Genomic DNA, 25,137 nt, shown 5'->3' with positions numbered 1-25,137 from the left:
GCGGGGCGAGGTCGGGGCGAGGTCGGGGCGAGGTCGGGGCGCGGTCGGGGCGAGGTGGGCGGAGGGCGCGATGATCGTCGGCCGGCTCTGGTAGACCGGGGTCCGTGAGGGCCGGCGAGGGGAGCGATGCGCTGTTCGCGGCGCCGCCCCGCGTGGAGAAGCCCGCCGAGAAGCCCGCGCCGGCGCCGAAGAAGCCGCACCGCAACGAGCGCCTGCCCGCCGAGGAACGCCCGGTCGCGCGGGTGGCCGTCGACGTGAACCTCGCACACCTCGACCGCGCCTTCGACTACCAGGTCCCCGAGCAGCTCTCCGCCGACGCCGTGCCCGGCGCGCGGGTGCGGGTCCGGTTCGCCGGGCGCCTCGTGGACGGGTTCGTGCTCGCCCGCGAGGACACCAGCGAGCACACCGGGCGGCTGGGGTGGCTCGAGAAGGTCGTGTCGCCGGAGCCGGTCCTGGGCGCCGAGCTCGCCGGGCTCTGCCGCGCCGTCGCCGACCGCTACGCCGGCACGTTCGCCGACGTCCTGCGCCTCGCGGTCCCGCCGCGTCACGCCCGCGTCGAGGCCGAGACGCCCCCGGAGCGCCCGGAACCCCGCGCCCCCGAGGAGCACGGCTGGGGCGCCTACCCCCGCGGCCCCGCGCTCCTCGAGGCGCTCGCCCAGGGCCGCGGAGCCCACGCCGTCTGGCAGGCCCTGCCCGGCGAGGACTGGCCCGCCCGCCTCGCCGAGGCCGCCGCGACGACGGCCGCCGGCGGGCGCAGCGCCGTGCTCGTCGTGCCCGACCGCCGTGACCTCGACCGCGTCCAGGCCGCCTGCGAGGCCGTGGCGGGCGCCGACGCCGTCGTCGCGCTCGCCGCCGACCTCGGCCCCGCCGAGCGCTACCGCCGCTGGCTGGCGGTCGCGCGCGGGCAGGTCCGCATCGTCGTCGGCACCCGCGCCACGGCGTTCGCGCCGGTCCGGGACCCCGGGCTGATCGTCGTGTGGGACGACGGCGACGACTCCCACGCCGAGCCCCGCGCGCCCTACCCCCACGCCCGCGACGTCGCCATGACGCGCGCGCACCGCGACGGCGCCGCCCTGCTCGTCGGCGGGTTCGCCCGCACGGCCGAGGCCGCCCTGCTCGTGGCCAGCGGCTGGGCGCACGACGTCGTCGCCGACCGCGCCACCGTCCGCGCCCGGGGCCCGCGCGTCACCGCGATCGGCGAGGACGACCGCCAGCTGATGCGCGACCCCGCCGCGCGCGCCGCCCGCGTGCCGTCGGTGGCGTTCGAGGCCGCCCGGGCCGCCCTGACCGCCGGGGCACCGGTGCTCGTGCAGGTGCCGCGCAAGGGCTACCTGCCCGCCGTGGCGTGCGCGAACTGCCGCGAGCCCGCCCGGTGCCGCCGCTGCGCCGGTCCGCTCGCCCTTCCGACCGGTGGCGAGGCGGCCCCCGTCTGCCGCTGGTGCGGGCACCCGGATGCCGCCTACCGCTGCGGTGCCTGCGGTTCGCCGAAGCTCCGGGCGCTCGCCGTCGGGTCGGCCCGGACGGCCGAGGAGCTGGGCCGCGCGTTCCCGCAGACGGTGGTGCGCAGCTCCGGCGGCGGCGCCACGGTGCTCGACCACGTGCCCGGCGACCCCGCCCTGGTCGTCGCCACCCCGGGCGCCGAGCCGGTGGCCGAGGGCGGCTACGGCGCGGCGCTGCTGCTCGACGGCGCCGTGCTGCTCGCCCGCCCCGAGCTGCGCGCGGGGGAGGAGACGCTGCGCCGGTGGTTCGGGGCCGCCGCGCTGGTCCGCCCGGCGGGCGAGGGGGGACGGGTGGTCGTCGTCGCCGACTCGTCGACCCCGGCGGTGCAGGCGCTCGTGCGCTGGGACCCCGCCGGCTCCGCCGCGACGGAGCTCGCCGCGCGCGACGAGCTCGCCCTGCCGCCGGCGATGCGCATGGCCGCGGTCGACGGGCCGCCGCCCGCGGTCGCGGACCTGCTCGCCGCCCTGCCCGACACCGTCGAGGTGCTCGGACCCGTCGAGCTGCCGCCGGGCACCAAGCTGCCCGGCGCCGAGGAGCGCACCGAGGGCGCCGAGCGCTGCCTCGTCCGCGTCCCGCGCACCGAGGGCCGGACCCTGGCCAGGGAGCTCCACGCGGCCCAGGCGGTGCGCTCGGCGCGCAAGGAGCGCGAGCCGGTCCGGGTGCTGCTCGACCCGCTCGACCCGCTCTGAGTCGTTGACCGCGGAGCAGACACGTGCCACCGTAATCAACCAACAGGTTGAACAAGGGAGCCACGCCATGACCACCGAAACCCCGGCCGACCGTCACCGCCGGATCGCCGCCGCCTTCACCGAGCGCGTCCACGGAACGGGCGACTGGGACGTCCCGACGCCGGTGCCCGAGTGGCGGGCGCGCGACGTCGTCGGGCACCTGACGGGCTGGTCGACCGGGTTCCTGGCCTCGTCCGGGGTCGACCTCCCGCCGGGCCCGGGCGACGGTGACCCCGTCGCCGCCTGGGACGCCCACGTCGCGGCCGTCCAGGCCCTCCTCGACGACCCCGGGACGGCCGGGCGGGTCATCGAGAACCCGCACATGGGCGCGATGGAGCTGGCCGCGATGCTCGACATGATCTATACGACCGACGTCCTCATGCACACGTGGGACCTCGCCCGCGCCACCGGCCAGGACGACCGCCTCGACCCCGGCGAGTGCGCCGTGCTGGTCGACGGGATGGAGGGCATGGAGGAGATCATCCGCAGCTCGGGGCAGTACGGCCCCCGCGTCGCCGTGCCCGACGACGCCGACGCGCAGACCCGCCTGCTCGGGTTCATCGGCCGCGACCCCGCGTGGAAGCCCTGACGCGAGGACTACGCTGGACGGTCGAGACAGCACGGGTCCGAGCTCCCGGTGCACGCCGTCTCCGGTGAGAGAGGACCGATGACCGTCCAGCCCCTGCGCCTCTTCGGCGACCCCGTCCTGCGCACGAAGGCCGACCCCGTCGTCGACTTCGACCGGGAGCTGCGCACCCTCGTCGCCGACCTGCACGAGACCATGCGCGACCAGGGCGGAGCGGGCCTCGCGGCACCGCAGATCGGCGTCGGGCTGCGGGTGTTCACCTTCCGCGCGGACGACGTCGAGGGCCACATGATCAACCCGACGTGGAACGCCGCCGACGACACCGAGCAGGTCGGCCCCGAGGGCTGCCTGTCCATCCCGGGGCTGCGCTTCGACTGCCGGCGCTTCGAGCACGTGGTCGCGACCGGGTGGGACATGTACGGCGAGCCGCAGACGGTCGAGGGGACGGCGCTGGTCGCCCGCGCGATCCAGCACGAGACCGACCACCTCGACGGCGTCCTCTTCCTCGACAAGCTCGACCCGGCGACCCGCCGCGAGGCGATGAAGGCGATCCGCGAGGCGCCCTGGTTCGACGCCGGCGCCCCGCCCACCGTGAAGACGAGCCCGCACCCGCTGTTCGGGCGAGCCCTGTAGCCCGTGCGCGTCGTCTTCGCGGGCACGCCCGAGCCCGCCCTGCCCTCCCTCCAGCGCCTCCTCGACAGCGCGCGCCACGAGGTCGTCGCCGTCGTCACCCGGCCCGACGCCCCGGCCGGACGCTCGCGCCGCCCGCAGCGCAGCCCCGTCGGCGCGCTCGCCGACGAGGCCGGGATCCCGATCCTCACGCCGCACAAGGCGAACGAGCCCGCGTTCCTCGATGAGCTGACCGGCCTCGCCCCCGACTGCTGCCCCGTCGTCGCCTACGGCAACCTGCTGCGCCGCGAGGCCCTCGACGTGCCCCGCCACGGCTGGGTGAACCTGCACTTCTCGCTGCTGCCGGCCTGGCGCGGCGCCGCGCCCGTCCAGGCCGCCATCCGGGCGGGCGACGAGATCACGGGCGCGAGCACGTTCGCCCTGGAAGAAGGCATGGACACCGGCCCCGTCTACGGCACCGTCACCGAGGAGATCGGCCGCCACGACACCGCCGGCGTCCTGCTCGAGCGGCTCGCGACGTCCGGTGCGGCGCTGCTCGCGAGCACGCTCGACGGCATCGAGGACGGCGAGCTCGCCCCGGTGCCCCAGCCCACCGACGGCGTCTCGTACGCCCCGAAGATCACCGTCGACGACGCCCGCGTGCTGTGGACCCACCCGGCGCCCGCCGTCGACCGGCTGATCCGCGCGGTCACCCCCGCCCCCGGCGCCTGGACGACGTTCCGCGACGCCCGGCTCAAGCTCGGCCCGGTGCTCACCACCGGCGAGGCGGGCCTCGAGCCGGGCTCGATCCGCGTCGAGCGCCAGCGGGTCCTGGTCGGGACGGCCACGGCCACCGTGGCGCTCGGCGACGTCCAGCCCCAGGGCAGGAAGGCGATGCCCGCGGTCGACTGGGCCCGCGGCGTGCGCCCCGAGGCGGGGGAGCGGTTCGTATGACCGGGGCGAGCGAAGCGACGGGGTGGGTATGACCGACAGCTCCGTCCCGCCCGGCGGGCACCGTTCCGGCAAGGGCCCGCGCCGCAAGGACGACCGCAGGCGACGCAGCGGACCGCCCCGCGGCCGGCAGGGCCCGGGCCGCCCGCCGTCCGGCGACCCGGCCCGCGAGGCCGCGCTCGACACCCTGCGCGCCGTCCGCGAGGACGCGGCGTACGCCAACCTCGCCCTGCCCGCGCTGCTGCGCGAGCGGCGGATCTCCGGGCGCGACGCGGCGCTCGCCACCGACCTCACCTACGGCGCCTGCCGCGCCCAGGGGCTCCTCGACGCCGTCCTAGCGGCGTGCTGCGACCGCCCGCTCGACGAGCTGGACGGGGTGGTCCTCGACGCCCTGCGCCTCGGCGCCCAGCAGCTGCTGCGCACCCGGATCCCCCCGCACGCCGCGGTGAGCGCGGTGGTCGAGCTGGTCCGCTCGCGGGCCGGGTCGCGGCCGACCGGGTTCGTCAACGCGGTGCTGCGCCGGGTGGCCGAGCGCGACGAGGCCGCCTGGGTCGAGCGCCTCGCCCCGCCGGATGCCCTCGGTCGGCTCGCGCTGGCCCACGCGCACCCGCGCTGGATCGCCGAGGTGTTCGCGCAGGCCCTCGGCTCCGAGGACGAGCTCGGCGCCGCCCTCGCCGCCGACGACGCCCGCCCCGCCGTGCACCTCGCCGCCCGCCCCGGCGAGATCTCCGCCGAGGAGCTCGCCGCCATCACCGGCGGCGACGAGTCCCCGTACTCGCCGTACGGCGTGCTGCTCACCGAGGGCGGCGACCCGGGCGAGCTCGCCCCGGTGCGCGAGGGCCTGGCCGTGGTCCAGGACGAGGGCAGCCAGCTGGTCGCGCTGGTGGCCTCCCGGGCACCGGTCCCCGGCGAGGACACCCGCTGGCTCGACCTCTGCGCGGGCCCCGGCGGCAAGGCCGTGATGCTCGGGGCGCTCGCCGCGATCGAGGGCGCCACGCTCGACGCCGTCGACCGCGCGCCGCACCGCGCGCGGCTCGTCGAGCAGGCCGTCGAGGGCCTGCCGGTGCGGGTCCACACGGGCGACGCCCGCGAGATCGCGCACCCCGAGCAGGCCTACGACCGCGTCCTCGTCGACGCCCCGTGCACCGGGCTCGGCGCACTGCGCCGCCGGCCCGAGGCCCGGTGGCGCCGGCAGCCCGAGGACGTCGCCGAGCTCACCGAGCTCCAGCGCGCGCTGCTGCGCACGGCGATCGAGCGCACCCGCCCCGGCGGCGTCGTCACCTACGCGACCTGCTCGCCGCACCCGGAGGAGACCACGGCCGTCGTCACCGCCGTCGCGGCCGAGACCGGTGCCGAGCTGCTCGACACGCCCGCGCTGCTGCCCGAGGTGCCGGACACCACCGCTCACGACGGGCCGGGGATCCAGCTGTGGCCGCACCGCCACGGCACGGACGCCATGTACGCCGCCGTTCTGCGCAGACGCTGATGGTCGAGCTCCCCTATCGGCGTGCTCGTCTTGACGCTTCGTCTCCCGTGTGACCACCCGGACCAACGAGGCGACTACCATCCGTCACGTGGCGCGTGCCCCGATGATCGCTCCGAGCATCCTGTCCGCGGACTTCGCCCGCCTCAAGGAGGAGGCGGACGCGGTCCCCGGCGCGGACTGGCTGCACGTCGACGTCATGGACGGGCACTTCGTGCCGAACCTGACGCTGGGGCTGCCGGTGGTCGAGGCGCTGGAGCGGGCCACGGACATCCCGCTCGACTGCCACCTCATGATCAACGACCCGGACCGCTGGGCGCCGGGCTACGCCGAGGCGGGCTCGCAGAACGTCACCGTGCACGCCGAGGCGGCCAACGACCCCCGGAAGTGCTCGCGCGACATCCGGGCCGCGGGCGCGCTCGCCGGCCTGTCGATCAAGCCGGGCACGCCGCTGGACGACTGGGTCGAGGTGCTGCGCGACTACGACACGCTGCTCGTCATGAGCGTCGAGCCGGGCTTCGGCGGGCAGAAGTTCATGCCCGAGGTGCTCGACAAGGTGCGCACGGCGCGGCGGCTCGTCGACACCGGGCACCTCAACGTCATCGTCGAGATCGACGGCGGGATCAGCCGGGACACCATCGAGGCGGCCGCCGAGGCCGGCGTCGACTGCTTCGTCGCGGGGTCGGCGGTGTACGGCGCCGACGACCCCGAACGGGCGGTCGAGGCGCTGCGCGACCAGGCGGTGCGCGTGGCCGCGTACCTCGGGCAGGGGTGAGAGCGGCATCACCACGGTGGCACTGCCACCGGAGCGCGTCGTGAGGATGATGGCGGTCGGGTCGCCACGGCCGGGCCAGGACGAGCCAGGGACGAAGGGGAACGCTGTGTTCACGGGGATCGTCGAGGAGGTCGGCGAGATCGTCGACGTCGTCGCGCAGGAGGACGGCGCGGGAGGGTCTGCGCGGCTGCGCGTGCGCGGCCCCGTCGTCACCTCCGACGCGCGCCCCGGCGACTCGATCTCGGTGAACGGCGTCTGCCTGACGGTCGTCGACCCCGCCACCGGTGAGTTCGGCGTCGACGTCATGGGCGAGACGCTGCGGCGCTCCTCGCTGGCCGGTGCGACCGCGGGCACGCGGGTGAACCTCGAGCGTGCCGTGGCCGCCGGTGACCGGCTGGGCGGGCACATCGTCCAGGGTCACGTCGACGGCACCGCCACCGTCGTCGAGCGCACCGAGCACGACGCGTGGACGACCGTCCGGTTCCGGGTCGACGGCGGCCTGACCCGGTACGTCGTCGAGAAGGGCTCGATCGCCGTCGACGGGGTCAGCCTCACGGTCACCGAGGTCGACGACGAGTCCTTCGCCGTCGGGCTCATCCCGACCACACTGCGCGAGACGACCCTGGGGGAGCGTGCCGTGGGATCCACGGTCAACCTCGAGGTCGACGTGGTCGCCAAGTACGTCGAGCGCCTCGTGGGAGCCCACACCGCGGGCACGTCACAGGGGAAGTAGGAGCAGGTGGAGGGCTTCGAGCACATCGAGCGGGCGATCGCCGACATCGCCGCGGGCAAGGCCGTGGTCGTCGTCGACGACGAGGACCGCGAGAACGAGGGCGACCTCGTGTTCGCCGCGGAGTGCGCGACGCCGGAGCTCGTGTCGTTCATGGTGCGCTACACGTCGGGGTACATCTGCGTGCCGCTGACGGGCGAGGGCTGCGACCGGCTCGACCTGCCGCCCGCGCACTCGATCAACCAGGACCGGCACGGCACCGCGTACACGGTGTCGGTGGACGCCCGCGAGGGCATCGGCACCGGCATCTCGGGCACCGACCGGGCGCACACGATCCGCGTGCTCGCGAACCCGGAGTCGGGGCCCACCGACCTCTCGCGGCCCGGGCACGTCGTGCCGCTGCGGGCCCGCGACGGCGGCGTGCTGCGCCGCCCCGGGCACACCGAGGCCGCGGTCGACCTGGCCCGCCTCGCCGGGCTGTCCCCGGCCGGCGCGATCTGCGAGATCGTGTCGCAGAAGGACGACGGCGACATGGCCCGCTTCGACGAGCTGCAGGTCTTCGCCGACGAGCACGAGCTCTCGCTCATCACGATCAAGGACCTGATCGCCTACCGGCGCCGTTCGGAGAAGCAGGTCGTCCAGGTCGCGCACGCCAACATCCCGACCGACCACGGCACGTTCGTCGCCTACGGCTACGACTCGCTGCTCGACGGCATCGAGCACGTCGCGCTCGTGCACGGCGAGATCGGCGACGGCGAGGACGTGCTGGTCCGCGTCCACTCCGAGTGCCTCACCGGCGACGTCCTGCGCTCGCGGCGCTGCGACTGCGGGCCCCAGCTCGACGCGGCGATGGCGGCGGTCGTGGCCGAGGGCCGCGGCGTCGTGCTCTACGTGCGGGGCCACGAGGGCCGGGGGATCGGCCTGATCCACAAGCTGCAGGCCTACCAGCTGCAGGACGCCGGCGCGGACACCGTCGACGCCAACCTCGCGCTCGGCATGCCCGCCGACGCCCGCGACTACGGCACCGGCGCGCAGATCCTCGCCGACCTCGGCATTCGTTCGATGCGCCTGCTGACCAACAACCCGGAGAAGCGCGCCGGGCTCGAGGGCTACGGCCTGGAGATCCTCGGCCGCGTGGCGCTCCCGGCGCGGGCGACCCCGGAGAACCTGCGCTACCTGCGCACCAAGCGCGACCGCATGGGCCACGACCTCGAGGGCCTCGACACCGAGGACGACGGGGTCGTCGCGCAGCCGACCGACGGCGAGCAGGCCGTGGGCGGGACGCGGGCGTGAGCGGCGAGGGGCGCCCGGAGGTCGAGGTCCCGGACGCGGCGGGCCTGACGCTGGGCATCGCGGTGACGCGCTGGAACGCGACGATCACCGACGTGCTGCTCGAGCGCGCCCGCGACGCGGCCGCCGAGGCCGGGGCCGCGGAGCCGACGGTCGTGCGCGTCGCCGGGGCCATGGAGCTGCCGGTGGTGTGCCAGGGCCTCGCCGAGTACCACGACGCGGTCGTCGGGCTCGGCGTCGTCATCCGCGGCGAGACCCCGCACTTCGACTACGTCTGCGACGCCGTCACCGCCGGCCTGCTGCGCGTCGGGCTCGACGCCCGCACGCCGGTGGGCAACGGCGTGCTGACCGTCAACGAGGAGGCGCAGGCCTGGGCGCGCGCCGGCACGCCGACCTCCAGCGAGGACAAGGGCTTCGAGGCCACCGTGGCGGCGCTGGATGCGGCGCTGACTCTGAAGCAGCTCGCGCGATGACCAGCCCCGTCGTGCCGCCCGAGGGCCTCGACCTCGGCGAGGTCGAGCTCGAGGTGCGCCCGGTGCGGATCCGCTTGGTCGCCTGGGTGCTCGCCGTCTTCCTCTTCGCGTTCTTCGGCGCGGGCGCGCTGCTGGTGTTCGTCGAGTCGTCGGGCTTCAACTTCCGGCCCGCCGACCAGGTCGCGATGGTCGTGCTCGGGACGATCCTCGCCGGCTGCGCGCTGCTGTTCACCCGCCCGCGGCTGCGCGCCGGGCCCGGCGGGGTCGAGGTGCGCGCCACGATCCTCACGCGCCGCGTGCCGTGGTCCGGGATCCTCGCGGTGAGCTTCCCCGACGGCGCGCAGTTCGCCCGACTCGAGCTGCCCGACGACGAGTACCTGACGATCTCGGCGCTGCAGGCCGTCGACCGGGGGCACGCCGCCCGCGGGGTGAGCGCGCTGCGGAAGCTGCACGCGCAGTACCACTGATGGGCCTCTACGACTCGCTGTTCCGGCACGTCGCGACGCGTGTGCCCGCCGAGCTGACCCACCGGGTGGGCGTGACGGCGCTGCGCGCGGCGACGCCGGTGCTCTCCCCGGGCGCGAGCCCGGCGGCACCCGTCGAGGCCATGGGCCTGCGCTTCGCCAACCCGCTCGGCGTCGCCGCCGGCTACGACAAGGACGCCGAGGGCGTGCGGGGGCTCGCGCGCCTGGGCTTCGGTGCGGTCGAGGTCGGCACGGTGACCGCCCGCCCGCAGCCCGGCAACCCGCGCCCGCGCCTGTTCCGGCTGCCCGCCGACCGGGCGCTCGTCAACCGGATGGGCTTCAACAACGCCGGCGCCGACGTCGTCGCCGCCCGGCTCGCGACGCTGCGGGAGCGGGGCGCGGGCACCGTCGTCGGGGTCAACATCGGCCGCTCCAAGACCGCCACCGACGCCGTCGCGGACTACCGGTACTCGGCGCGGATCCTCGGCCCGCACGCCGACTACGTGGTCGTCAACGTCAGCTCGCCGAACACGCCGGGCCTGCGCGACCTGCAGGGTGTCGACGCGCTGGAGCCGCTGCTGGCCGCGGTGCGCGCCGAGGTGGGGTCGACGCCGCTGCTCGTGAAGATCACCGCCGACCTGGACGACGAGGGCGTCGACGCCGTCGCCGACCTCGCGGTGGCCCAGGGCCTCGACGGGATCGTCGCCACCAACACCACGGTGGCGCGCACCGGCCTGGCCTCGCCGTCCGACGTCGTCGCGGCGGCCGGGTCCGGGGGGCTGTCGGGTGCGCCGCTGGTGGGCCCCGCCCGCGCGGTGCTCGCCCGGCTGCACGCCCGGGTGGGCGGGCGGCTGACGCTGGTCTCGGTGGGCGGCATCGACTCCGGCGAGGAGGCCCGAGCCCGCCTCGAGGCCGGCGCGACGCTCGTCCAGGCGTACACGGGCTTCGTGTACGGGGGGCCGGCGTGGCCGCGGCGGGTGCTGGGCGAGCTGGCGGGTACCTGGCAGGCGTGACCGCCCCGCTGCGCGCCCCTGCCCGCCGGCCCCAGGTCGTGCTGTTCGACCTCTTCGAGACGTGCCTGCAGCTCGAGGGCCTGCGGCCACGCTTCGAGGCGCTCGGGCGCCCCGGCCACGAGCTGGAGCTGTTCTTCGCCCGGCTGCTGCACCAGGGCATGGCGATGACGCTGGCGGGCGAGGCGCCGCCGTTCGCGGTCGTGGCGGCGGACATGCTGCGGCGCACGAGCGGGCGCGACCTCACCGACGACCAGGTCGCGTCGGTGCTCGACGGCTTCCGGGAGCTGCCGGTGCACCCCGACGTGGCGCCGGCGCTGCGGCGGCTCGCCGAGGCCGGGGTGCCGGCCTACGGGTTCACCCACGGGTCGGCGGAGGTCGCGGGCGCGGCGCTCGAGGCCGGCGGGGTGCGCGACCTGCTCACCGACGTGATGTCGTGCGCCGAGCTGCGGATGTTCAAGCCCCCGGCGCGCGTGTACCACTGGGCGTGCGAGCGGATCGCGACGCCGCCGGCCCGGACGGCCCTGGTCGCCGTGCACTCGTGGGACGTCCACGGCGCGGTGTCGGCGGGGCTGATCGGCGCGTTCTGCGAGCGTCTCGAGGGCCGCATCCCCGACGCCGTCGCCGTCCCGCACGTCACCGGCCCCGCCCTCGACGACGTCGTCGAAGGCCTCCTCGCCCTCCCCGCGGAGCCGACCCCGTAGTCATGTGAGCAAGGGCCCTCACCCGGCGGTGACGGGGGGCGCGGGCAGACTGGGGTTCCACGATCACTCGGTCACCCTGACGATCACGGAGGTTGCTCGGTGTCCACCACCACCGGTCCCAGCCGTCGCACGATGCTCTGCGGGCTCGCGGTCGCCCTCACCGCACCCGGCGCGCTCGCGGCCTGCTCGTCGGGCGGCGGGGGAGCGCCGGCGGCGGCCCCGGCGCCGTCCCCGACGCCCGCGCCTGGCACCGAGACGACGGTCGGGGGCGGCACGCCGGTCTCCCGCATCCCGGTCGGCGGCGGCACGATCGTCACCGCGGGCGACCGCGAGGTCCTCCTGGTCCAGCCGACCGCGGGGGAGTTCAAGGGCTTCGACGCCTCCTGCCCGCACCAGGGCACCACGGTCGACCCGCCGGAGAACGGCGTCATCACCTGCCCGAACCACTTCAGCCAGTTCGACGCCGCCACCGGCGCCCTGCGGAAGGGCCCGGCCGACACCGGGCTCACCGAGGTGCCCGTCAGCGTCATGAACGGCACCGTGCAGGTGAACTGAGCGCCCGTGCTCGCCCTGCACGCCCTCTGGTCGCCGGGACGCGGTGTCTGCGTCTGGGCCGAGGACCCCGAGCTCCCGCCCCGCAGCACCAGCCGTGCGCGCCGGGGCGCCCGCCCGCACCCGTTCGCGGTGCCGGCCGAGCGGCTGGCCGCCGTGTGGGGCACGACGACGGCGACCGCGGGCGTCGCGGTCCTCGCCCTGCCCTCGGACCCCGACGCCCCGCGCGACTCCGACGACCTCGACCGCGAGGAGACCGGCCCCGCGCCCGGCACCCCGGTGCTCGCCGACTGGACCGTCCCGGTGTTCGAGCTCCCGCCCGGGGCCCCGCCGCCGGCGCCGCCGGCGGGGATGCGCGCGAGCCCCTCGGTGGCCGCGCTGCGGGCGGTCGACGCGCTGGCCGCCGACCTCGTGACGCGGGGCCGGGTGCTCCCGGAGCCCGACGAGGAGCACGCCGGCCTGACCTGGCGCCCCGTCCTCCAGGGTCCCGACCTCGTCGCCGCCGACACCCTCGCCGCCGCGCTGCCGCCGGTCTGCCGCTGCGAGCGCGTGCCGGGGGAGGAGCCGGTGAGCGCCCCGGCGGTCGTGGAGGGCGCGCTGGCCGCCGCGGTCGACGCCCACGCCCGCGCCCGGATCACCGGCTCCGAGGAGCTCGCCGCCGCCCCGGACTGGGCGCACGCCCTCGGCGACGAGCCCGTGCTCGGCGACCCCGCCCCGCCCGACGCGCTCGCTGCCGGGCTGCGCCGCTGGGCCGTCGTCGGCGCCCCGCACGCCGGGCCGGCGCGGGTGTCGTTCCGGCTCGACGAGGTGGTCGTCGACCGTCTCGGGCATGCGCTCGAGGAGCCCGAACCGGTCTTCCGGCTGACCTTCTCGCTGCAGTCGGCCCAGGACCCCAGCCTCACCGTCGACGCCGACACCGTGTGGCGCGACCCCACCGCGTTGCGCCGCTGGCTCGACGACCCCGCCGAGGTCCTGCTCGGCGAGCTCGGCCGCGCCGCGCGCGTCTACCCCGAGCTCGGCGAGGCGCTGCGCGTCCCGCGCCCCGGCGGCATGGACCTCGACCTCGCCGGCGCCCACCACTTCCTCGCCCACGTCGCCGCCGACCTCGACCGCGCCGGCTTCGGCGTCCTGCTCCCGACGGGCTGGCGGGCGGGTCCCGCGCGCCTCGGGCTGGCCGCGGCCGGCGGGCACGCCGAGCGCCCGGACGGCGTCGTCGACACCGGCGCGAAGATCGGCAAGGACGACCTCGTCGACTTCTCCTGGCGCCTCGCGGTCGACGGCGAGGAGCTCACGAACGAGGAGATGGACGCCCTCGTGCGCGCCAAGGCGCCGCTGGTGCGCCTGCGCGGGCGCTGGGTGGCCCTCGACGCCGACCGCTTGCGCGACGGGCTCGCGTTCCTCGCCGAGCGGCGCGACCGCCCGACCGTCGGCGACGTCCTGCACCTCGCGATCACGCACCCCGACGACGTCCCGGCGCCGCTGCCGGTCGAGTCGCTGCGCCTCGGCGGCGAGCTCGGCGACCTCCTCGCCGGCGGCAGCACCCTCGAGCCCCTCGACGCCCCCGCGACCGTCCGCGCGACCCTGCGCCCCTACCAGCGGCGCGGGCTGTCGTGGCTCGCCTTCCTCGCGAACCTCCGCCTCGGCGGCGTGCTCGCCGACGACATGGGGCTGGGCAAGACGCTGCAGGTCCTGGCTCTGGAGGCGCACGAGCGCGCCGGCCACGACCCCGGTCCCACCCTGCTCGTCTGCCCCACCTCGGTGGTCTCCACGTGGCGGCGCGAGGCCGAGCGGTTCGTCCCGGAGCTGCGGGTCGCCGTGCATCACGGCGCCGGGCGCGACGACCCGGCCGGCAAGGCCGCCGACGCCGACCTCGTCGTCACGTCCTACGGCACCCTCGTGCGCGACACCGACGCCCTGAGCGACATCGCCTGGCACCGGGTCGTGCTCGACGAGGCCCAGATGGTCAAGAACAACCGGTCCCGCGGGGCGAAGGCCGTCCGGCGCCTCGACGCCGAGCACCGCCTGGCGCTCACCGGCACGCCGGTCGAGAACCGCCTCGCCGAGCTCTGGTCGATCATGGACGCGGTGAACCCGGGCATGCTCGGCAGCGCCACCGCCTTCCGCGAGCGCTACGCCGTGCCCGTCGAGCGCCACGGACGGGTCGACGTCGCCGAGGACCTGCGCCGGCGCACCCGCCCCTTCCTGCTCCGGCGCCTCAAGACCGACCCCACGGTCGTCGACGACCTGCCCGACAAGATCGAGACCGTCGAACGGTGCGGGCTCACCGGCGAGCAGGCCTCGCTCTACCGCGTCGTCGTCGACGAGATGCTCGACAAGCTCGACGACGTCGAGCCGGGGATCGAGCGCCGGGGCCGCGTGCTCGCCGCGATGACCAAGCTCAAGCAGGTCTGCGACCACCCGGCTCTGCTGCTGCACGACGGCTCCCCGGTCGGGCGGCGCTCCGGGAAGATCGCGCGGCTCGAGGAGATCCTCGCCGAGGTGCTCGCGGCGGGGGACAGGGCGCTGCTGTTCACGCAGTTCGCGGCGTTCGGGGACATGCTCGCCCCGCACCTCGCCGCCCGCTTCGACACCGAGGTCGCCTGGCTGCACGGCGGGGTGTCGCGCAGCGCGCGCGACACGATGGTCGAGCGCTTCCAGTCCGGGGACGGGCCCTCGCTCTTCCTGCTCTCGCTGCGCGCCGGCGGCACCGGCATCACGCTCACGGCCGCCCAGCACGTCGTGCACCTCGACCGCTGGTGGAACCCCGCCGTCGAGGACCAGGCCACCGACCGCGCCTTCCGCATCGGCCAGAAGCGCACCGTGGGCGTCCGCAAGCTCGTCTGCGCGGGCACGCTGGAGGAGAGGATCGACGAGCTCGTCGCGAACAAGCGGGCGCTCGCCGACCTCGCGGTGCGCGACGGCGAGGACTGGCTCACCGACCTGTCGACCGACGAGCTCGCGAAGGTGCTCACGCTCGACGCCGAGGCGGAGGAGGACCTGGGGGAGGAGGACGACGACGATGGTGCGTGAGACGCGCTCGGGGCCCCGGTTCTCCGAGAGGTTCGAGGAGTTCGGCAGGCGCAAGCCCGTCGAGGACGGCATCGTCGCCCGCAGCCGCCGCGGCGACATCGGGGAGTCGTGGTGGTCGGGGCGCTTCCTCGCCGTGCTCACCGAGCTCGGGGTCGGCGGACGCCTCACGCGGGGCAAGACCTACGCGCGGGCGGGGCAGGTCGTCGACCTCACCATCGACGCCGGCGCGATCACCGCGACCGTCCAGGGCAGCCGCGACGAGCCCTACCGCGCGCGCATCGGCCTGCGGCCCTTCGCCGACGAGGCGTGGGACGCGGTGCTCGACGCCCTGGCCGCCGACTCCTGGTACGCGGCCGCCCTGCTCGCCGGGGAGGTCCCCGACGACCTCGAGGACGTCCTCGCGCGCGTGGGCCTCTCGCTGTTCCCGCAGGGGTCGGCGGAGCTGCCGATGGACTGCTCGTGCCCGGACTGGTCGGTGCCCTGCAAGCACCTCGCGGCCGTCGCGTACCTCGCCGCCGAGGAGTTCGACGTCGACCCGTTCGCCCTCCTGCGCTGGCGCGGCCGCGATCGGGCCACCCTGCTCGCCGCGCTGCGCGACCGCCGCGACGCGGGCGCCGGCGCCCCCACCGCGCTCGAGGAGCTCCTCGACCGCTTCCACCGCCCCGGCGTCCCGATCCCGGACCCGCCGGACCACACCCGCGCCCCGGCCGCCGACGCCCTGCTCGACGAGCTGCCGCCGCTGACCCTCGACGACGGCACCGACGTCCGCGAGGTGCTGCGCCCGCTGTACCGGCGGCTCGCCGAGCCGGGTGTCGGTGAGGTGGGGTAGGACTGGAGGGGTGGAGTCCGATCAGACCCCTGAGACCGAACGAGGCACCGCGCCGCTGACCATCCTCGTGATGGTCGCGCACCCCGACGACATCGACTTCGGCAACGGCGGATCGGTCGCCACGTGGACCGACGCGGGCCACCGCGTCGTCTACTGCCTGATCACCGACGGCGACGCGGGCGGGTTCGACGAGGAGGTCAGCCGCACCGACATGGCGACCCTCCGCCGCGAGGAGCAGCAGGCCGCGGGCGCGATCCTCGGGGTCGACGAGTTCCACTTCCTCGGCTGGCCCGACGGCCGGCTCTACGTCACCCACGAGCTGCGCCGCGATCTCGCGCGCGTCATCCGCCAGGTCCGCCCGGACCGGGTCGTCACCCAGTCCCCGACGCGCAACCTGCGCTCGATGTACGGCAGCCATCCCGACCACACCGCGGCCGGCGAGGCCGTCATGTGCGCGGTCTACCCGGACGCCCGCAACCCGTTCGCCCACCCCGAGCTCCTCGCCGAGGAGGGCCTGGCGGCGCACACGGTCGCCGAGGTCTGGATCAGCCACATGGGGGAGGGCGCCGACCACTACGTGGACACCACCGACGCGTTCGAGCGCAAGGTCGACGCGCTGCGGGCGCACAAGAGCCAGACCGCCCACATGGACGACCTCAGCGGGCGCATGTGGGGGTGGGGCCGCTCCCAGGCGAAGGCCGCGGAGTTCGGCGAGAAGCGCCTGGCCGAGGGCTATCTCGTCCTCGACACCCGTTAGGGCGCGGCCGACCGAGTGATGCACCCGACGAGGTGAGCTACACAACGTCGCCTACGGTTTACCGACGGTGCGCGAGCGGTCAGCCTGGTATCTGCCGCGAGGGGCCGACGTCGTCTCCACCTGACACGTCGGCACCGCTCCCCGGCCGTAGAGGAGAAACCTCATGAGCGACCTCCAGTGGCTCGGCAACCGTGTCCAGATGCAGGACATCGACGACACGGACCTCACCTACCTCCAGTGGCGCCGTCCGTGGCACGGCTCCCTGCGCGGCTTCCTCGTCGTGAGCTCGGAGGAGCGCGCGCTCGTGGAGGCGGCGGTCGACGAAGCGGCCGCCGGTCTCCGCGAGCACCCCACGCTCGACGCCGCCGGGCGCCCCACGCACCTCGAGGCGTTCTTCGCCGAGATCCTCGGCCGCCGGCCCGGCGAGCCCGCCCCGGCGGACGCCACCCCCGCCTGACCCGACACTGCTCTTCCCGACGGCCCGCGAGCTCCGGCTCGCGGGCCGTCGTCGTGTGGGTCCGGTCGAGGACGCCGTCTCTTCGGTGAGAACGCTTCGATTTCCGAAGCGTTCTCACGAAAGCCAGGACGTCCTCGTCGGTTTCCCCGGAAGCGCCCCCGGCCGGGACGTCATCTCCGTAGCGTCGGTCCGGACCAGGGGAGGAGTCGGTGGACGACGCGGAGCGGCAGGCGGCGGCCGAGGCCGAGCTGGAGCGCTACCGGCTCGCCGACCGCCGGTGGCCCGCCGCGGCCCTCGTGGAGGTCCTCGCGGTCGCGCTCCGGCGCCACCACCACGAGCAGGCGCGGCTGCTCGGACTCCGGGAGGTCGAGCTCGCCGCGCTGCAGATCCTCGACCGCCCGCGGGCGATGTCGATGACGGCGCTCGCCGAACGCCTCGGGCTCACGCGTGCCGGGACGACGCCGGTCGTCGACCGGCTCGTGGCCCTCGGCAAGGTCGTGCGCCGGCAGGACGAGGAGGATCGGCGCCGCACCGTCGTCACGGCCGACGTCCCGCCCGGCGAGACCGCGCCGTGGCGGCAGCTGGTCGAGGAGCTGGTCGCCCGCCAGAGCCGCTTCAGCGACGCCGAGCTGCAGGTCGTGACCCGTTGGATCGTCGCGATGGGGGACGCCCTCCACCAGCGCGCCGCCGGCCTCACCGACGCCCGCGACCGGCTCGCGCGCCGTACACGACCCGATACGCGGCGTACGAACCTGTACTCCAGTGTTGATTCGGATCACACCCTGTCCTAGGTTCCGAACTCGAATCCGTACCCGAGTACGGGTTCGGGGACCCCGGGAGAGGACGGCGATGAGCGCCCTGGACTACCGCAAAGGACTCCACGACCTCGGCGAGGGCTGCCACGCCTGGCTGCAGCCCGACGGGAGCTGGGGCTGGAGCAACGCCGGCCTGATCACGGGGTCGGGCGCCTCGCTGCTCGTCGACACGCTGTTCGACCTCCCGCTGACGCGGGAGATGCTCGACGGGCTGCGGCCGATCACCGACGCGCACCCGCTGCGCACGCTGGTCAACACCCACTCGGACCCGGACCACATCAACGGCAACGAGCTCGTCGCCTCGCGCGACGTCGAGATCCTCGCGTCGGCCGCGGCCGCCGAGCTGATCACGCAGGAGACCGTGGACGCGGTCGCGCTCGTCAAGCGCCTCGACGGCACGCTCGGCGACTTCGCCCGGCACATCTTCGGCCCGTTCGCCCTGGACGGGATCACCGCGACCGGCCCGGACCGCACGTTCACCGGCGAGGAGAGCGTCGACGTCGGCGGCCGCGAGGTCCGGCTCATCCAGGTCGGGCCGGCGCACACGCCCGGCGACGCGCTCGTCCACGTGCCGGACGCACGCCTGCTCTACGCCGGCGACATCCTGTTCGTCGGCGGCACCCCGATCGCCTGGGCCGGGCCGATCGACCGCTGGATCGCCGCCCTCGACCTCATCCTCGACCTCGACGTGACGGTGATCGTTCCGGGTCACGGGCCGGTCAGCGGCAAGCCGGAGGTCTCCCTGATGCGCGAGTACCTCGTGACCGTCCAGACCCAGGCGCGGCAGCGCTACGAGGACGGGCTGGACGTCGACGCCGCGATCGAGTCGATCGAGCTCGGGAAGTTCGCCGGGCTCCCCGAGCACGGCCGCCTCGCGCAGAACGTCCTGAACGTCTACCAGCAGCTCGACCCGACGATCCCGCGGCCGGACCGGCTGACGGTGCTCACCAAGATCGCCGCGCTCGAGGGCTTCGCGCCCGACACCTTCACCCGGGCCACGGCCACCCCCGCCTCCTGACACGCCTCCCGACCCCGAGGACACGATCATGACCGTTCGCACCACCCACGTCGGCAGCCTCCCGCGCCCGGAGACGCTGACCCGCCTGATGTATCTCCACCAGGAGGGCAAGGGCGACGCCGGCGAGCTCGACGCCGCGATCACCGACGCCGTGCACGACGTGGTGGCGATGCAGCACGGCGCCGGCATCGACGTCGTCTCCGACGGCGAGATGGGCAAGCCGGGCTTCGTCAACTACGTCCGCGAGCGTCTCGACGGCTTCGGCGGGCAGGCCGGCGCCTGGAGCATCGACGACCTCGAGGCCGCGCCGGAGCTGGCGATCGCGCAGTACGGCGGGGAGGCCGGCGCGCACATCATGCCGGCGAACTGCGAGGGCCCCGTGAGCTACACCGGCGCCGCCGCGGTGCAGAAGGACATCGACACCCTGCGCCTCGCGCTCGACAAGACCGGCCACACCGCGGACGCCGGCGCGTTCATGCCCGCCGCCTCGCCGGGCTGCATCGCGACCTGCAGCCCGAACCTGCACTATCCCGACTACGACAGCTACCTCGACGCGCTCGCCGACGCGATGGCGCACGAGTACCGCGCGATCGTCGACGCGGGCCTGGTCCTGCAGCTCGACTGCCCGGACATCCCGATGGCCGGGCACACCCGGTTCTGGTGCGGGGACGAGGTCGAGCGCCGGGGCCTCGTCGGCTTCGCCGAGCGCCACATGGCGGCCATCGACCGGGCCCTCGAGGGCATCGACCCCTCCCGGGTGCGCCTGCACCTGTGCTGGGGCAACTACGAGGGCCCGCACCACTTCGACGCCCCGCTCGCCGAGCTGCTCCCGCCGGTGCTCGCCGGGCGCCCGCAGACGATCTCGTTCGAGGCGGCCAACCCCCGTCACGAGCACGAGTGGGCCGACGTCGCGGAGATGGCGATCCCCGAGGACAAGGTCCTGCTGCCCGGGGTCGTCGACACGCTGAACAACATCGTCGAGCACCCGCGGCTCATCGCGCAGCGCCTCGAGCGGTTCGCGAGGGTCGTGGGCACCGACCGCGTCATGGCCGGCACCGACTGCGGCTTCGGCACGTTCGTCGGCTTCGGGCGGGTCGGCCCCACGGTCGCGGAGATGAAGCTGCGCGCCATCGCGGAGGGGGCGGCACTGGTCCGCTCCTAACGCGCGACCACGGCGCGGCGTGACGCCGACACGCCGAGACACGCCGCGCGACACGCCGATTCCACCCATCCGGGTGCACGCCGGGTCTCCGGACGGACGCGCCTACGCTGGGGGTCACCATGGCCGACCCGCAGACGTACCGACCCGCGCCGGGGAGCATCCCGGAGGCGCCCGGCGTGTACCGGTTCTCGGACGAGAACGGGCGCGTCATCTACGTGGGCAAGGCCAAGAGCCTGCGCAGCAGGCTCAACTCCTACTTCGCCGACGTGGCCGGGCTGCACCCGCGCACGCGCCGGATGGTGACCACTGCGGCGGCCGTGCAGTGGACGGTCGTGACCACCGAGGTCGAGGCCCTCCAGCTCGAGTACAACTGGATCAAGGAGTTCGACCCGCGGTTCAACGTCCGCTACCGCGACGACAAGACCTACCCGGTCCTCGCGGTGACGCTGAACGAGGAGTACCCGCAGCTGCGGGTCTACCGGGGCCCGCGGCGCAAGGGCGTGCGGTACTTCGGCCCGTACGCCCACGCCTGGGCGATCCGCGAGACGGTCAAGCTGCTGACCCGGGTGTTCCCGGCCCGCCAGTGCTCCGGCGGCGTGTTCAAGCGTCACGGGCAGATCGGGCGCCCGTGCATGCTCGGCTACATCGACAAGTGCGCGGCGCCCTGCGTCGGGCGGGTCAGCGCCGAGGAGCACCGCGAGATCGTCCTCGACTTCTGCGACTTCCTCGGCGGCCACACCGACCAGCTGATCGGCCGCATCGAGAAGGACATGCAGGTCGCCGCGGCCGACATGGACTTCGAGAAGGCCGCGCGGCTGCGCGACGACGCCGGCGCGCTGAAGCGGGTCGTCGAGAAGCAGGCGGTCGTGCTCGGCGACGGCACCGACGCCGACGTCGTCGCGTTCGCCACCGACGAGCTCGAGGCCGCGGTGCAGGTGTTCCACGTCCGCGGCGGGCGGGTGCGCGGCCAGCGCGGCTGGGTGGTCGAGACCGAGGCCGACAGCGACGTCCCGGACCTCGTGGGGCAGTTCCTCTCGCAGTTCTACGGCGAGCAGGCCGCGCTCGCGGGCTCGGCCGACGACGCCGCGCAGCCCGTGCCGCGCGAGGTGCTCGTCCCCGCCCTGCCGCCCGACAACGCCGCGATCTCCGCCTGGCTCACCGAGCTGCGGGGCTCGCGGGTGTCGCTGCGCGTCGCCCAGCGCGGCGACAAGCGCACCCTCGCCGAGACCGTCGAGCGCAACGCCCGCGAGGAGCTGACCCGGCACAAGCTGCGCCGCGCCGGCGACCTCACCGCCCGCAGCGCGGCGCTCGAGGAGCTCCAGGAGCAGCTGGGCCTCGACACCGCGCCCCTGCGCATCGAGTGCACCGACGTCTCGCACGTCCAGGGCTCCGACGTGGTCGCGAGCCTCGTGGTGTTCGAGGACGGGCTCGCGAAGAAGGCCGACTACCGGCGCTACTCGATCCGCGGCGGGGCCGAGGGCGGCGACGTCGCGGCGATCGCCGAGGTGGTGCGGCGGCGGTTCGCCCGCTATCTCAAGGAGACGGCCGAGGAGGCGCCCGACCACACGGACACGGCGTGCGCCGGGGAGACCAGCGACGGTGCCCCGGCCTCGGGGGAGATCGACCCCGCCGACGACGGCCCGCTGCCCGGCATCGACCCGACCACCGGGCGCCCGCGGAAGTTCGCGTACCCGCCGAACCTGCTGGTCGTCGACGGCGGCGCTCCGCAGGTCGCGGCGGCAGCGGAGGTGCTGAGCGATCTCGGCATCACCGACGTCGCCGTGGTCGGGCTGGCCAAGCGCCTCGAGGAGGTCTGGCTGCCCGGCGAGGAGGACCCGGCGATCCTGCCGCGCCAGAGCGAGGCGCTCTACCTGCTCCAGCGCATCCGCGACGAGGCGCACCGCTTCGCGATCACCTACCACCGCCAGAAGCGCTCGACGCGGATGACCGCCTCGGCGCTCGACGGCGTGCCCGGGCTCGGCGAGGCCCGGCGCACCGCCCTGCTCAAGCACTTCGGCTCGGTCAAGAAGCTGCGCGCCGCCTCGGTCGAGGCCATCACGGAGGTGCCCGGCGTCGGCCGGCGCACCGCCGAGGCGGTGCTGGCGGCACTGAACGACGGGGGGACGACATGACCGGACGCGCGGTGCCACCGGTGCACCCCGCGCACCCGGGCGGGATCGAGGTCGCGATCGTCTCGGGCCTCTCGGGGGCCGGGCGCAGCACGGCCGCCAAGGTGCTCGAGGACCTCGGCTGGTTCGTCGTGGACAACCTGCCGCCCGAGCTCATCGAGACGATGGTCGACCTCGGCGCGCGCTCGTCGGGCCAGGTCACGCGCATCGCGGTGGTGATGGACGTGCGCAGCCGCGCCTTCACCGCCGACCTCGGCGCCGTCATCAAGGAGCTGGACGCGCGCGGCCACCGCCCGCGGGTGCTGTTCCTCGACGCGTCGGACGCGGTGCTCATCCGCCGGTTCGAGTCCAACCGGCGCTCCCACCCGCTGCAGGGCGACGGCCGGATCAGCGACGGGATCCGCGCCGAGCGCGAGCTGCTGGCCCCGCTGCACGACCAGGCCGACCTCGTCGTCGACACCTCGAACCGGTCGGTGCACCAGCTGCGCACGGCGATCGAGGCGGCGTTCGGCGACGAGGCCGCCGACGTCGGCCACAGCGTCACCGTCGTGTCCTTCGGCTACAAGCACGGCCTGCCGCCGGATGCCGACCTCGTCGTCGACATGCGCTTCCTGCCCAACCCGCACTGGATCCCCGAGCTGCGCGAGCACGACGGGCGCGAGGACGTGGTCCGCGACTACGTGCTCTCGCAGGAGGGCGCCGAGGAGTTCCTCGACCGCTACCTCGAGCTGCTGCGCCTGGTCGGGGCCGGCTACCGGCGCGAGGGCAAGCGCTACCTGACCGTCGCCGTGGGCTGCACCGGGGGCAAGCACCGCAGCGTCGCGGTCGCCGAGGAGCTCGCCCGCCGGATGGCCGGCGAGGACGGCGTGCACGTGACGGTGTCGCACCGCGACGTGGGGCGCGAGTGACCGGGGTGGGCGGGGGACCGCAGCGTCCGTTGAGAGCGGTGGCCCTCGGCGGGGGCCACGGGCTGCACGCGACGCTCTCGGCGCTGCGCCGGCTCACCGACGACATCACCGCCGTGGTCGTGGTCGCCGACGACGGCGGCTCGTCGGGCCGGATCCGCCGCGAGCTGGACATCCTGCCGCTGGGCGACCTGCGGATGGCCCTCGGCGCGCTGTCCGGGCAGGAGCACCCCGGCCCGGAGACCACCGTGTGGCAGCGGGTGTTCGAGCACCGCTACGGCGGCCACGGCGCGCTCGCCGGGCACGCCGTCGGCAACCTCGTGCTCGCCGGCCTGCTGGAGGTCCTCGACGACCCGGTGGCCGCCCTCGACCAGGCCTGCCACCTGCTCGGCGTCACCGGCCGGGTGCTGCCGATGAGCCCGCACCCGGTCGACATCGAGGCCGACGTCACCGGCATCCGCGGATCGTCCGGCAGCGACCACGACCGGGACGTCGCCCACCGGATCCGCGGCCAGGTCGCCGTGGCGACGACCCCCGGGCGCGTCCAGCAGGTGCGCCTGGATCCCCGCCGGCCCAAGGCGTGCCCGGAGGCCTGCGAGGCGCTGCGGGCCGCGGACGTCATCACCCTCGGGCCGGGGTCGTGGTTCTCCAGCGTCCTGCCGCACCTGCTGGTGCCGGAGCTGTTCAGCGCGCTGGTGGAGAGCGAGGCCCGCCGGGTGCTCGTGCTCAACCTCGCCCCGCAGCCCGGCGAGACGGCGGGCTTCTCGCCCGAGCAGCACCTCGAGGTGCTCGCCGCGCACGCGCCGCGTCTGCGCCTCGACGTCGTCGTCGCGGACACCGCCGCGGTCCCCGAGCCGGACCTGCTGCGCCGCGGCGCCGAGGCCTTCGGCGCGGACACCCTGCTCACCACCGTCGGCGCCGCCGACGGCAGCCCGCAGCACGACCCCGATGCCCTCGCATCGGCCCTCGCCGAGGCCGCCCACCACCGGGTGGAAGGCCCTTCGGGCGGCCCGGCGACCAACGGCACCGACGCCCACGGGGGCGTCGCCGTGCCGGGAGCCGATCCCGCCCGCCCGCACCAGGAGGAGGACCGAAGGTGGCCATGACCGCAGCGGTCAAGGACGAACTCAGCCGCCTGGCGGTGACCAAGACGTGTTGCCGCCGGGCCGAGGTCGCGGCCCTCCTGCGCTTCGGCGGGGGCCTGCACATCGTCGGCGGCCGGGTCGTCGTCGAGGCCGAGCTCGACACCGGCGCCGGCGCCCGGCGCCTGCGCGGGGAGATCCACGACCTGTACGGGCACAACCCGGAGGTGCACGTCCTGTCCCAGGGCGGGCTGCGCAAGGGCACGCGCTACGTGGTGCGGGTCGCCGCCGACGGCGACTCCCTGGCCCGCCAGACCGGCCTGCTCGACCCGCGCGGGCGCCCGGTCCGCGGCCTGCCGCCGCAGGTCGTGTCCGGGGGCGTGTGCGACGCGGAGGCCGCGTGGCGTGGGGCGTTCCTCGCCCACGGCTCGCTCACCGAGCCGGGCCGCAGCTCCGCGCTGGAGATCACCTGCCCGGGCATGGAGGCGGCGATGGCGCTGGTCGGCGCCGCCCGCCGGCTCGGCGTGGTCGCCAAGGCCCGCGAGGTCCGCGGCGCGGACCGGGTCGTTGTCCGCGACGGCGACGCGATCGGCGCCCTGCTCACCCGCCTCGGCGCGCACACCTCGGTGCTGGCCTGGGAGGAGCGCCGCATGCGCCGCGAGGTGCGCGCGACGGCCAACCGCCTGGCGAACTTCGACGACGCCAACCTGCGCCGCTCGGTCAAGGCGGCCGTCACGGCGTCGGCGCGCGTCAACCGGGCGCTGGAGCTGCTCGGCGACGAGGTGCCCGACCACCTGGTGCAGGCCGGGCGCCTGCGCGTCGAGCACGAGCAGGCGTCGCTCGAGGAGCTGGGCCAGCTCGCCGAGCCGCCGATGACCAAGGACGCGGTGGCCGGCCGCATACGGCGTCTGCTGGCGATGGCGGACAAGAAGGCCAAGGACATGCGCGTCCCCGACACGTCCTCGGTGGTGACCGAGGAGATGGCCGAGATGGCCGACACCTGATCCGGCCCCGGGCGGCGCCGTGACGTCGTTCGCGTGACCAGGACGGGAGCGCCGGATTCGTTAGGGTGCGGCGCGAGAGGGGACACCCCCCTGG

The 25,137-nt window shown here is 75.4% G+C and carries 24 protein-coding genes; all 24 read left to right on the top strand.

Annotated features, from left to right (window positions below; all coding sequences use genetic code 11):
* The first annotated feature begins 104 nt into the window (after positions 1-104).
* The 24 genes from WCD58_RS01075 (at position 105) to whiA (ending at position 25,043) form a co-directional block, all read left to right on the top strand.
* Entirely contained in the window at positions 105-2,189 is a 2,085-nt protein-coding gene (locus WCD58_RS01075; protein ID WP_373696168.1) for a primosomal protein N', read from the top strand.
* Positions 2,190-2,256: 67 nt separating this feature from the next.
* Positions 2,257-2,817: a TIGR03086 family metal-binding protein gene (locus WCD58_RS01070; RefSeq protein ID WP_337698780.1), complete on the top strand. Its 561-nt coding sequence runs from the start codon at positions 2,257-2,259 to the stop codon at positions 2,815-2,817.
* 78 nt (positions 2,818-2,895) lie between these two features.
* The gene (def, locus tag WCD58_RS01065; RefSeq protein ID WP_337698779.1) at positions 2,896-3,447 is read left to right on the top strand and encodes a peptide deformylase; all 552 of its coding nucleotides are present in this window, start codon (positions 2,896-2,898) and stop codon (positions 3,445-3,447) included.
* 3 nt (positions 3,448-3,450) lie between these two features.
* The gene (gene fmt / locus WCD58_RS01060; protein WP_337698778.1) at positions 3,451-4,377 is read left to right on the top strand and encodes a methionyl-tRNA formyltransferase; all 927 of its coding nucleotides are present in this window, start codon (positions 3,451-3,453) and stop codon (positions 4,375-4,377) included.
* Positions 4,378-4,405: 28 nt separating this feature from the next.
* Positions 4,406-5,860, top strand: a complete 1,455-nt coding sequence (locus WCD58_RS01055; protein WP_337698777.1) for an RsmB/NOP family class I SAM-dependent RNA methyltransferase — start codon at positions 4,406-4,408, stop codon at positions 5,858-5,860.
* A gap of 103 nt (positions 5,861-5,963) precedes the next feature.
* Positions 5,964-6,632 (top strand): ribulose-phosphate 3-epimerase, encoded by a 669-nt coding sequence (rpe, locus tag WCD58_RS01050; RefSeq protein WP_373696184.1) that lies wholly within the window; start codon positions 5,964-5,966, stop codon positions 6,630-6,632.
* Between the two features lie 106 nt (positions 6,633-6,738).
* The gene (locus WCD58_RS01045) at positions 6,739-7,365 is read left to right on the top strand and encodes a riboflavin synthase (protein ID WP_337698775.1); all 627 of its coding nucleotides are present in this window, start codon (positions 6,739-6,741) and stop codon (positions 7,363-7,365) included.
* 6 nt (positions 7,366-7,371) lie between these two features.
* A complete protein-coding gene (locus WCD58_RS01040; RefSeq protein ID WP_337698774.1) occupies positions 7,372-8,655 on the top strand; it encodes a bifunctional 3,4-dihydroxy-2-butanone-4-phosphate synthase/GTP cyclohydrolase II in 1,284 nt (427 codons plus the stop codon).
* Positions 8,652-9,125: a 6,7-dimethyl-8-ribityllumazine synthase gene (ribH, locus tag WCD58_RS01035; protein WP_337698773.1), complete on the top strand. Its 474-nt coding sequence runs from the start codon at positions 8,652-8,654 to the stop codon at positions 9,123-9,125. The genes WCD58_RS01040 and ribH overlap by 4 nt, the downstream gene beginning before the upstream one ends.
* Complete coding sequence (locus WCD58_RS01030; RefSeq protein ID WP_337698772.1) at positions 9,122-9,592, top strand: PH domain-containing protein; 471 nt, start codon at positions 9,122-9,124, stop codon at positions 9,590-9,592. The genes ribH and WCD58_RS01030 overlap by 4 nt, the downstream gene beginning before the upstream one ends.
* On the top strand, positions 9,592-10,602 hold the full coding sequence (locus WCD58_RS01025) for a quinone-dependent dihydroorotate dehydrogenase (protein ID WP_337698771.1): 1,011 nt from the start codon (positions 9,592-9,594) through the stop codon (positions 10,600-10,602). Before WCD58_RS01030 ends, WCD58_RS01025 begins: the two co-directional genes overlap by 1 nt.
* Positions 10,599-11,303, top strand: coding sequence for an HAD family hydrolase (locus tag WCD58_RS01020; protein WP_337698770.1), 705 nt, complete (start codon positions 10,599-10,601; stop codon positions 11,301-11,303). The genes WCD58_RS01025 and WCD58_RS01020 overlap by 4 nt, the downstream gene beginning before the upstream one ends.
* Positions 11,304-11,402: 99 nt before the next feature.
* A complete protein-coding gene (locus WCD58_RS01015; RefSeq protein WP_337698769.1) occupies positions 11,403-11,858 on the top strand; it encodes a Rieske (2Fe-2S) protein in 456 nt (151 codons plus the stop codon).
* A gap of 6 nt (positions 11,859-11,864) precedes the next feature.
* Positions 11,865-14,885 (top strand): DEAD/DEAH box helicase, encoded by a 3,021-nt coding sequence (locus tag WCD58_RS01010; protein ID WP_337698768.1) that lies wholly within the window; start codon positions 11,865-11,867, stop codon positions 14,883-14,885.
* A complete protein-coding gene (locus WCD58_RS01005) occupies positions 14,875-15,714 on the top strand; it encodes an SWIM zinc finger family protein (protein ID WP_337698767.1) in 840 nt (279 codons plus the stop codon). The genes WCD58_RS01010 and WCD58_RS01005 overlap by 11 nt, the downstream gene beginning before the upstream one ends.
* Positions 15,715-15,724: 10 nt before the next feature.
* Positions 15,725-16,471, top strand: a complete 747-nt coding sequence (locus WCD58_RS01000; protein ID WP_337698766.1) for a PIG-L deacetylase family protein — start codon at positions 15,725-15,727, stop codon at positions 16,469-16,471.
* A gap of 163 nt (positions 16,472-16,634) precedes the next feature.
* Complete coding sequence (locus WCD58_RS00995) at positions 16,635-16,928, top strand: hypothetical protein (RefSeq protein WP_337698765.1); 294 nt, start codon at positions 16,635-16,637, stop codon at positions 16,926-16,928.
* Positions 16,929-17,137: 209 nt separating this feature from the next.
* Positions 17,138-17,719, top strand: a complete 582-nt coding sequence (locus WCD58_RS00990) for a MarR family transcriptional regulator (RefSeq protein WP_337698764.1) — start codon at positions 17,138-17,140, stop codon at positions 17,717-17,719.
* A 58-nt stretch (positions 17,720-17,777) separates the two neighbouring features.
* Positions 17,778-18,761: an MBL fold metallo-hydrolase gene (locus WCD58_RS00985; protein ID WP_337698763.1), complete on the top strand. Its 984-nt coding sequence runs from the start codon at positions 17,778-17,780 to the stop codon at positions 18,759-18,761.
* Positions 18,762-18,789: 28 nt separating this feature from the next.
* Positions 18,790-19,923 (top strand): cobalamin-independent methionine synthase II family protein, encoded by a 1,134-nt coding sequence (locus WCD58_RS00980; protein WP_337698762.1) that lies wholly within the window; start codon positions 18,790-18,792, stop codon positions 19,921-19,923.
* 119 nt (positions 19,924-20,042) lie between these two features.
* Entirely contained in the window at positions 20,043-22,055 is a 2,013-nt protein-coding gene (uvrC, locus tag WCD58_RS00975; RefSeq protein WP_337698761.1) for an excinuclease ABC subunit UvrC, read from the top strand.
* A complete protein-coding gene (gene rapZ / locus WCD58_RS00970) occupies positions 22,052-22,960 on the top strand; it encodes an RNase adapter RapZ (RefSeq protein ID WP_337698760.1) in 909 nt (302 codons plus the stop codon). Before uvrC ends, rapZ begins: the two co-directional genes overlap by 4 nt.
* Positions 22,961-22,989: 29 nt before the next feature.
* A complete protein-coding gene (locus WCD58_RS00965) occupies positions 22,990-24,063 on the top strand; it encodes a gluconeogenesis factor YvcK family protein (RefSeq protein ID WP_337698759.1) in 1,074 nt (357 codons plus the stop codon).
* Positions 24,054-25,043 (top strand): DNA-binding protein WhiA, encoded by a 990-nt coding sequence (gene whiA, locus WCD58_RS00960; protein WP_337698758.1) that lies wholly within the window; start codon positions 24,054-24,056, stop codon positions 25,041-25,043. Before WCD58_RS00965 ends, whiA begins: the two co-directional genes overlap by 10 nt.
* Positions 25,044-25,137 lie beyond the last annotated feature (94 nt).

It is taken from the genome of Actinomycetospora flava (assembly GCF_037400335.1).
Lineage (GTDB): Bacteria > Actinomycetota > Actinomycetes > Mycobacteriales > Pseudonocardiaceae > Actinomycetospora > Actinomycetospora flava.
Note: the sequence above shows the minus strand (reverse complement) of the source record. Positions and strands in the feature narration are given on the sequence as shown.

Bases quoted from the DNA above. Each gene is read 5' to 3' on its own strand.
- WCD58_RS01025 (WP_337698771.1), top strand. From the start codon at position 9,592: ATGGGCCTCTACGACTCGCTGTTCCGGCACGTCGCGACGCGTGTGCCC.
- def (WP_337698779.1), top strand. From the start codon at position 2,896: ATGACCGTCCAGCCCCTGCGCCTCTTCGGCGACCCCGTCCTGCGCACG.
- rpe (WP_373696184.1), top strand. From the start codon at position 5,964: ATGATCGCTCCGAGCATCCTGTCCGCGGACTTCGCCCGCCTCAAGGAG.
- WCD58_RS01005 (WP_337698767.1), top strand. From the start codon at position 14,875: ATGGTGCGTGAGACGCGCTCGGGGCCCCGGTTCTCCGAGAGGTTCGAG.
- uvrC (WP_337698761.1), top strand. From the start codon at position 20,043: ATGGCCGACCCGCAGACGTACCGACCCGCGCCGGGGAGCATCCCGGAG.
- WCD58_RS00995 (WP_337698765.1), top strand. From the start codon at position 16,635: ATGAGCGACCTCCAGTGGCTCGGCAACCGTGTCCAGATGCAGGACATC.
- WCD58_RS01055 (WP_337698777.1), top strand. From the start codon at position 4,406: ATGACCGACAGCTCCGTCCCGCCCGGCGGGCACCGTTCCGGCAAGGGC.
- WCD58_RS00980 (WP_337698762.1), top strand. From the start codon at position 18,790: ATGACCGTTCGCACCACCCACGTCGGCAGCCTCCCGCGCCCGGAGACG.
- rapZ (WP_337698760.1), top strand. From the start codon at position 22,052: ATGACCGGACGCGCGGTGCCACCGGTGCACCCCGCGCACCCGGGCGGG.
- WCD58_RS01030 (WP_337698772.1), top strand. From the start codon at position 9,122: ATGACCAGCCCCGTCGTGCCGCCCGAGGGCCTCGACCTCGGCGAGGTC.
- WCD58_RS00985 (WP_337698763.1), top strand. From the start codon at position 17,778: ATGAGCGCCCTGGACTACCGCAAAGGACTCCACGACCTCGGCGAGGGC.
- WCD58_RS01070 (WP_337698780.1), top strand. From the start codon at position 2,257: ATGACCACCGAAACCCCGGCCGACCGTCACCGCCGGATCGCCGCCGCC.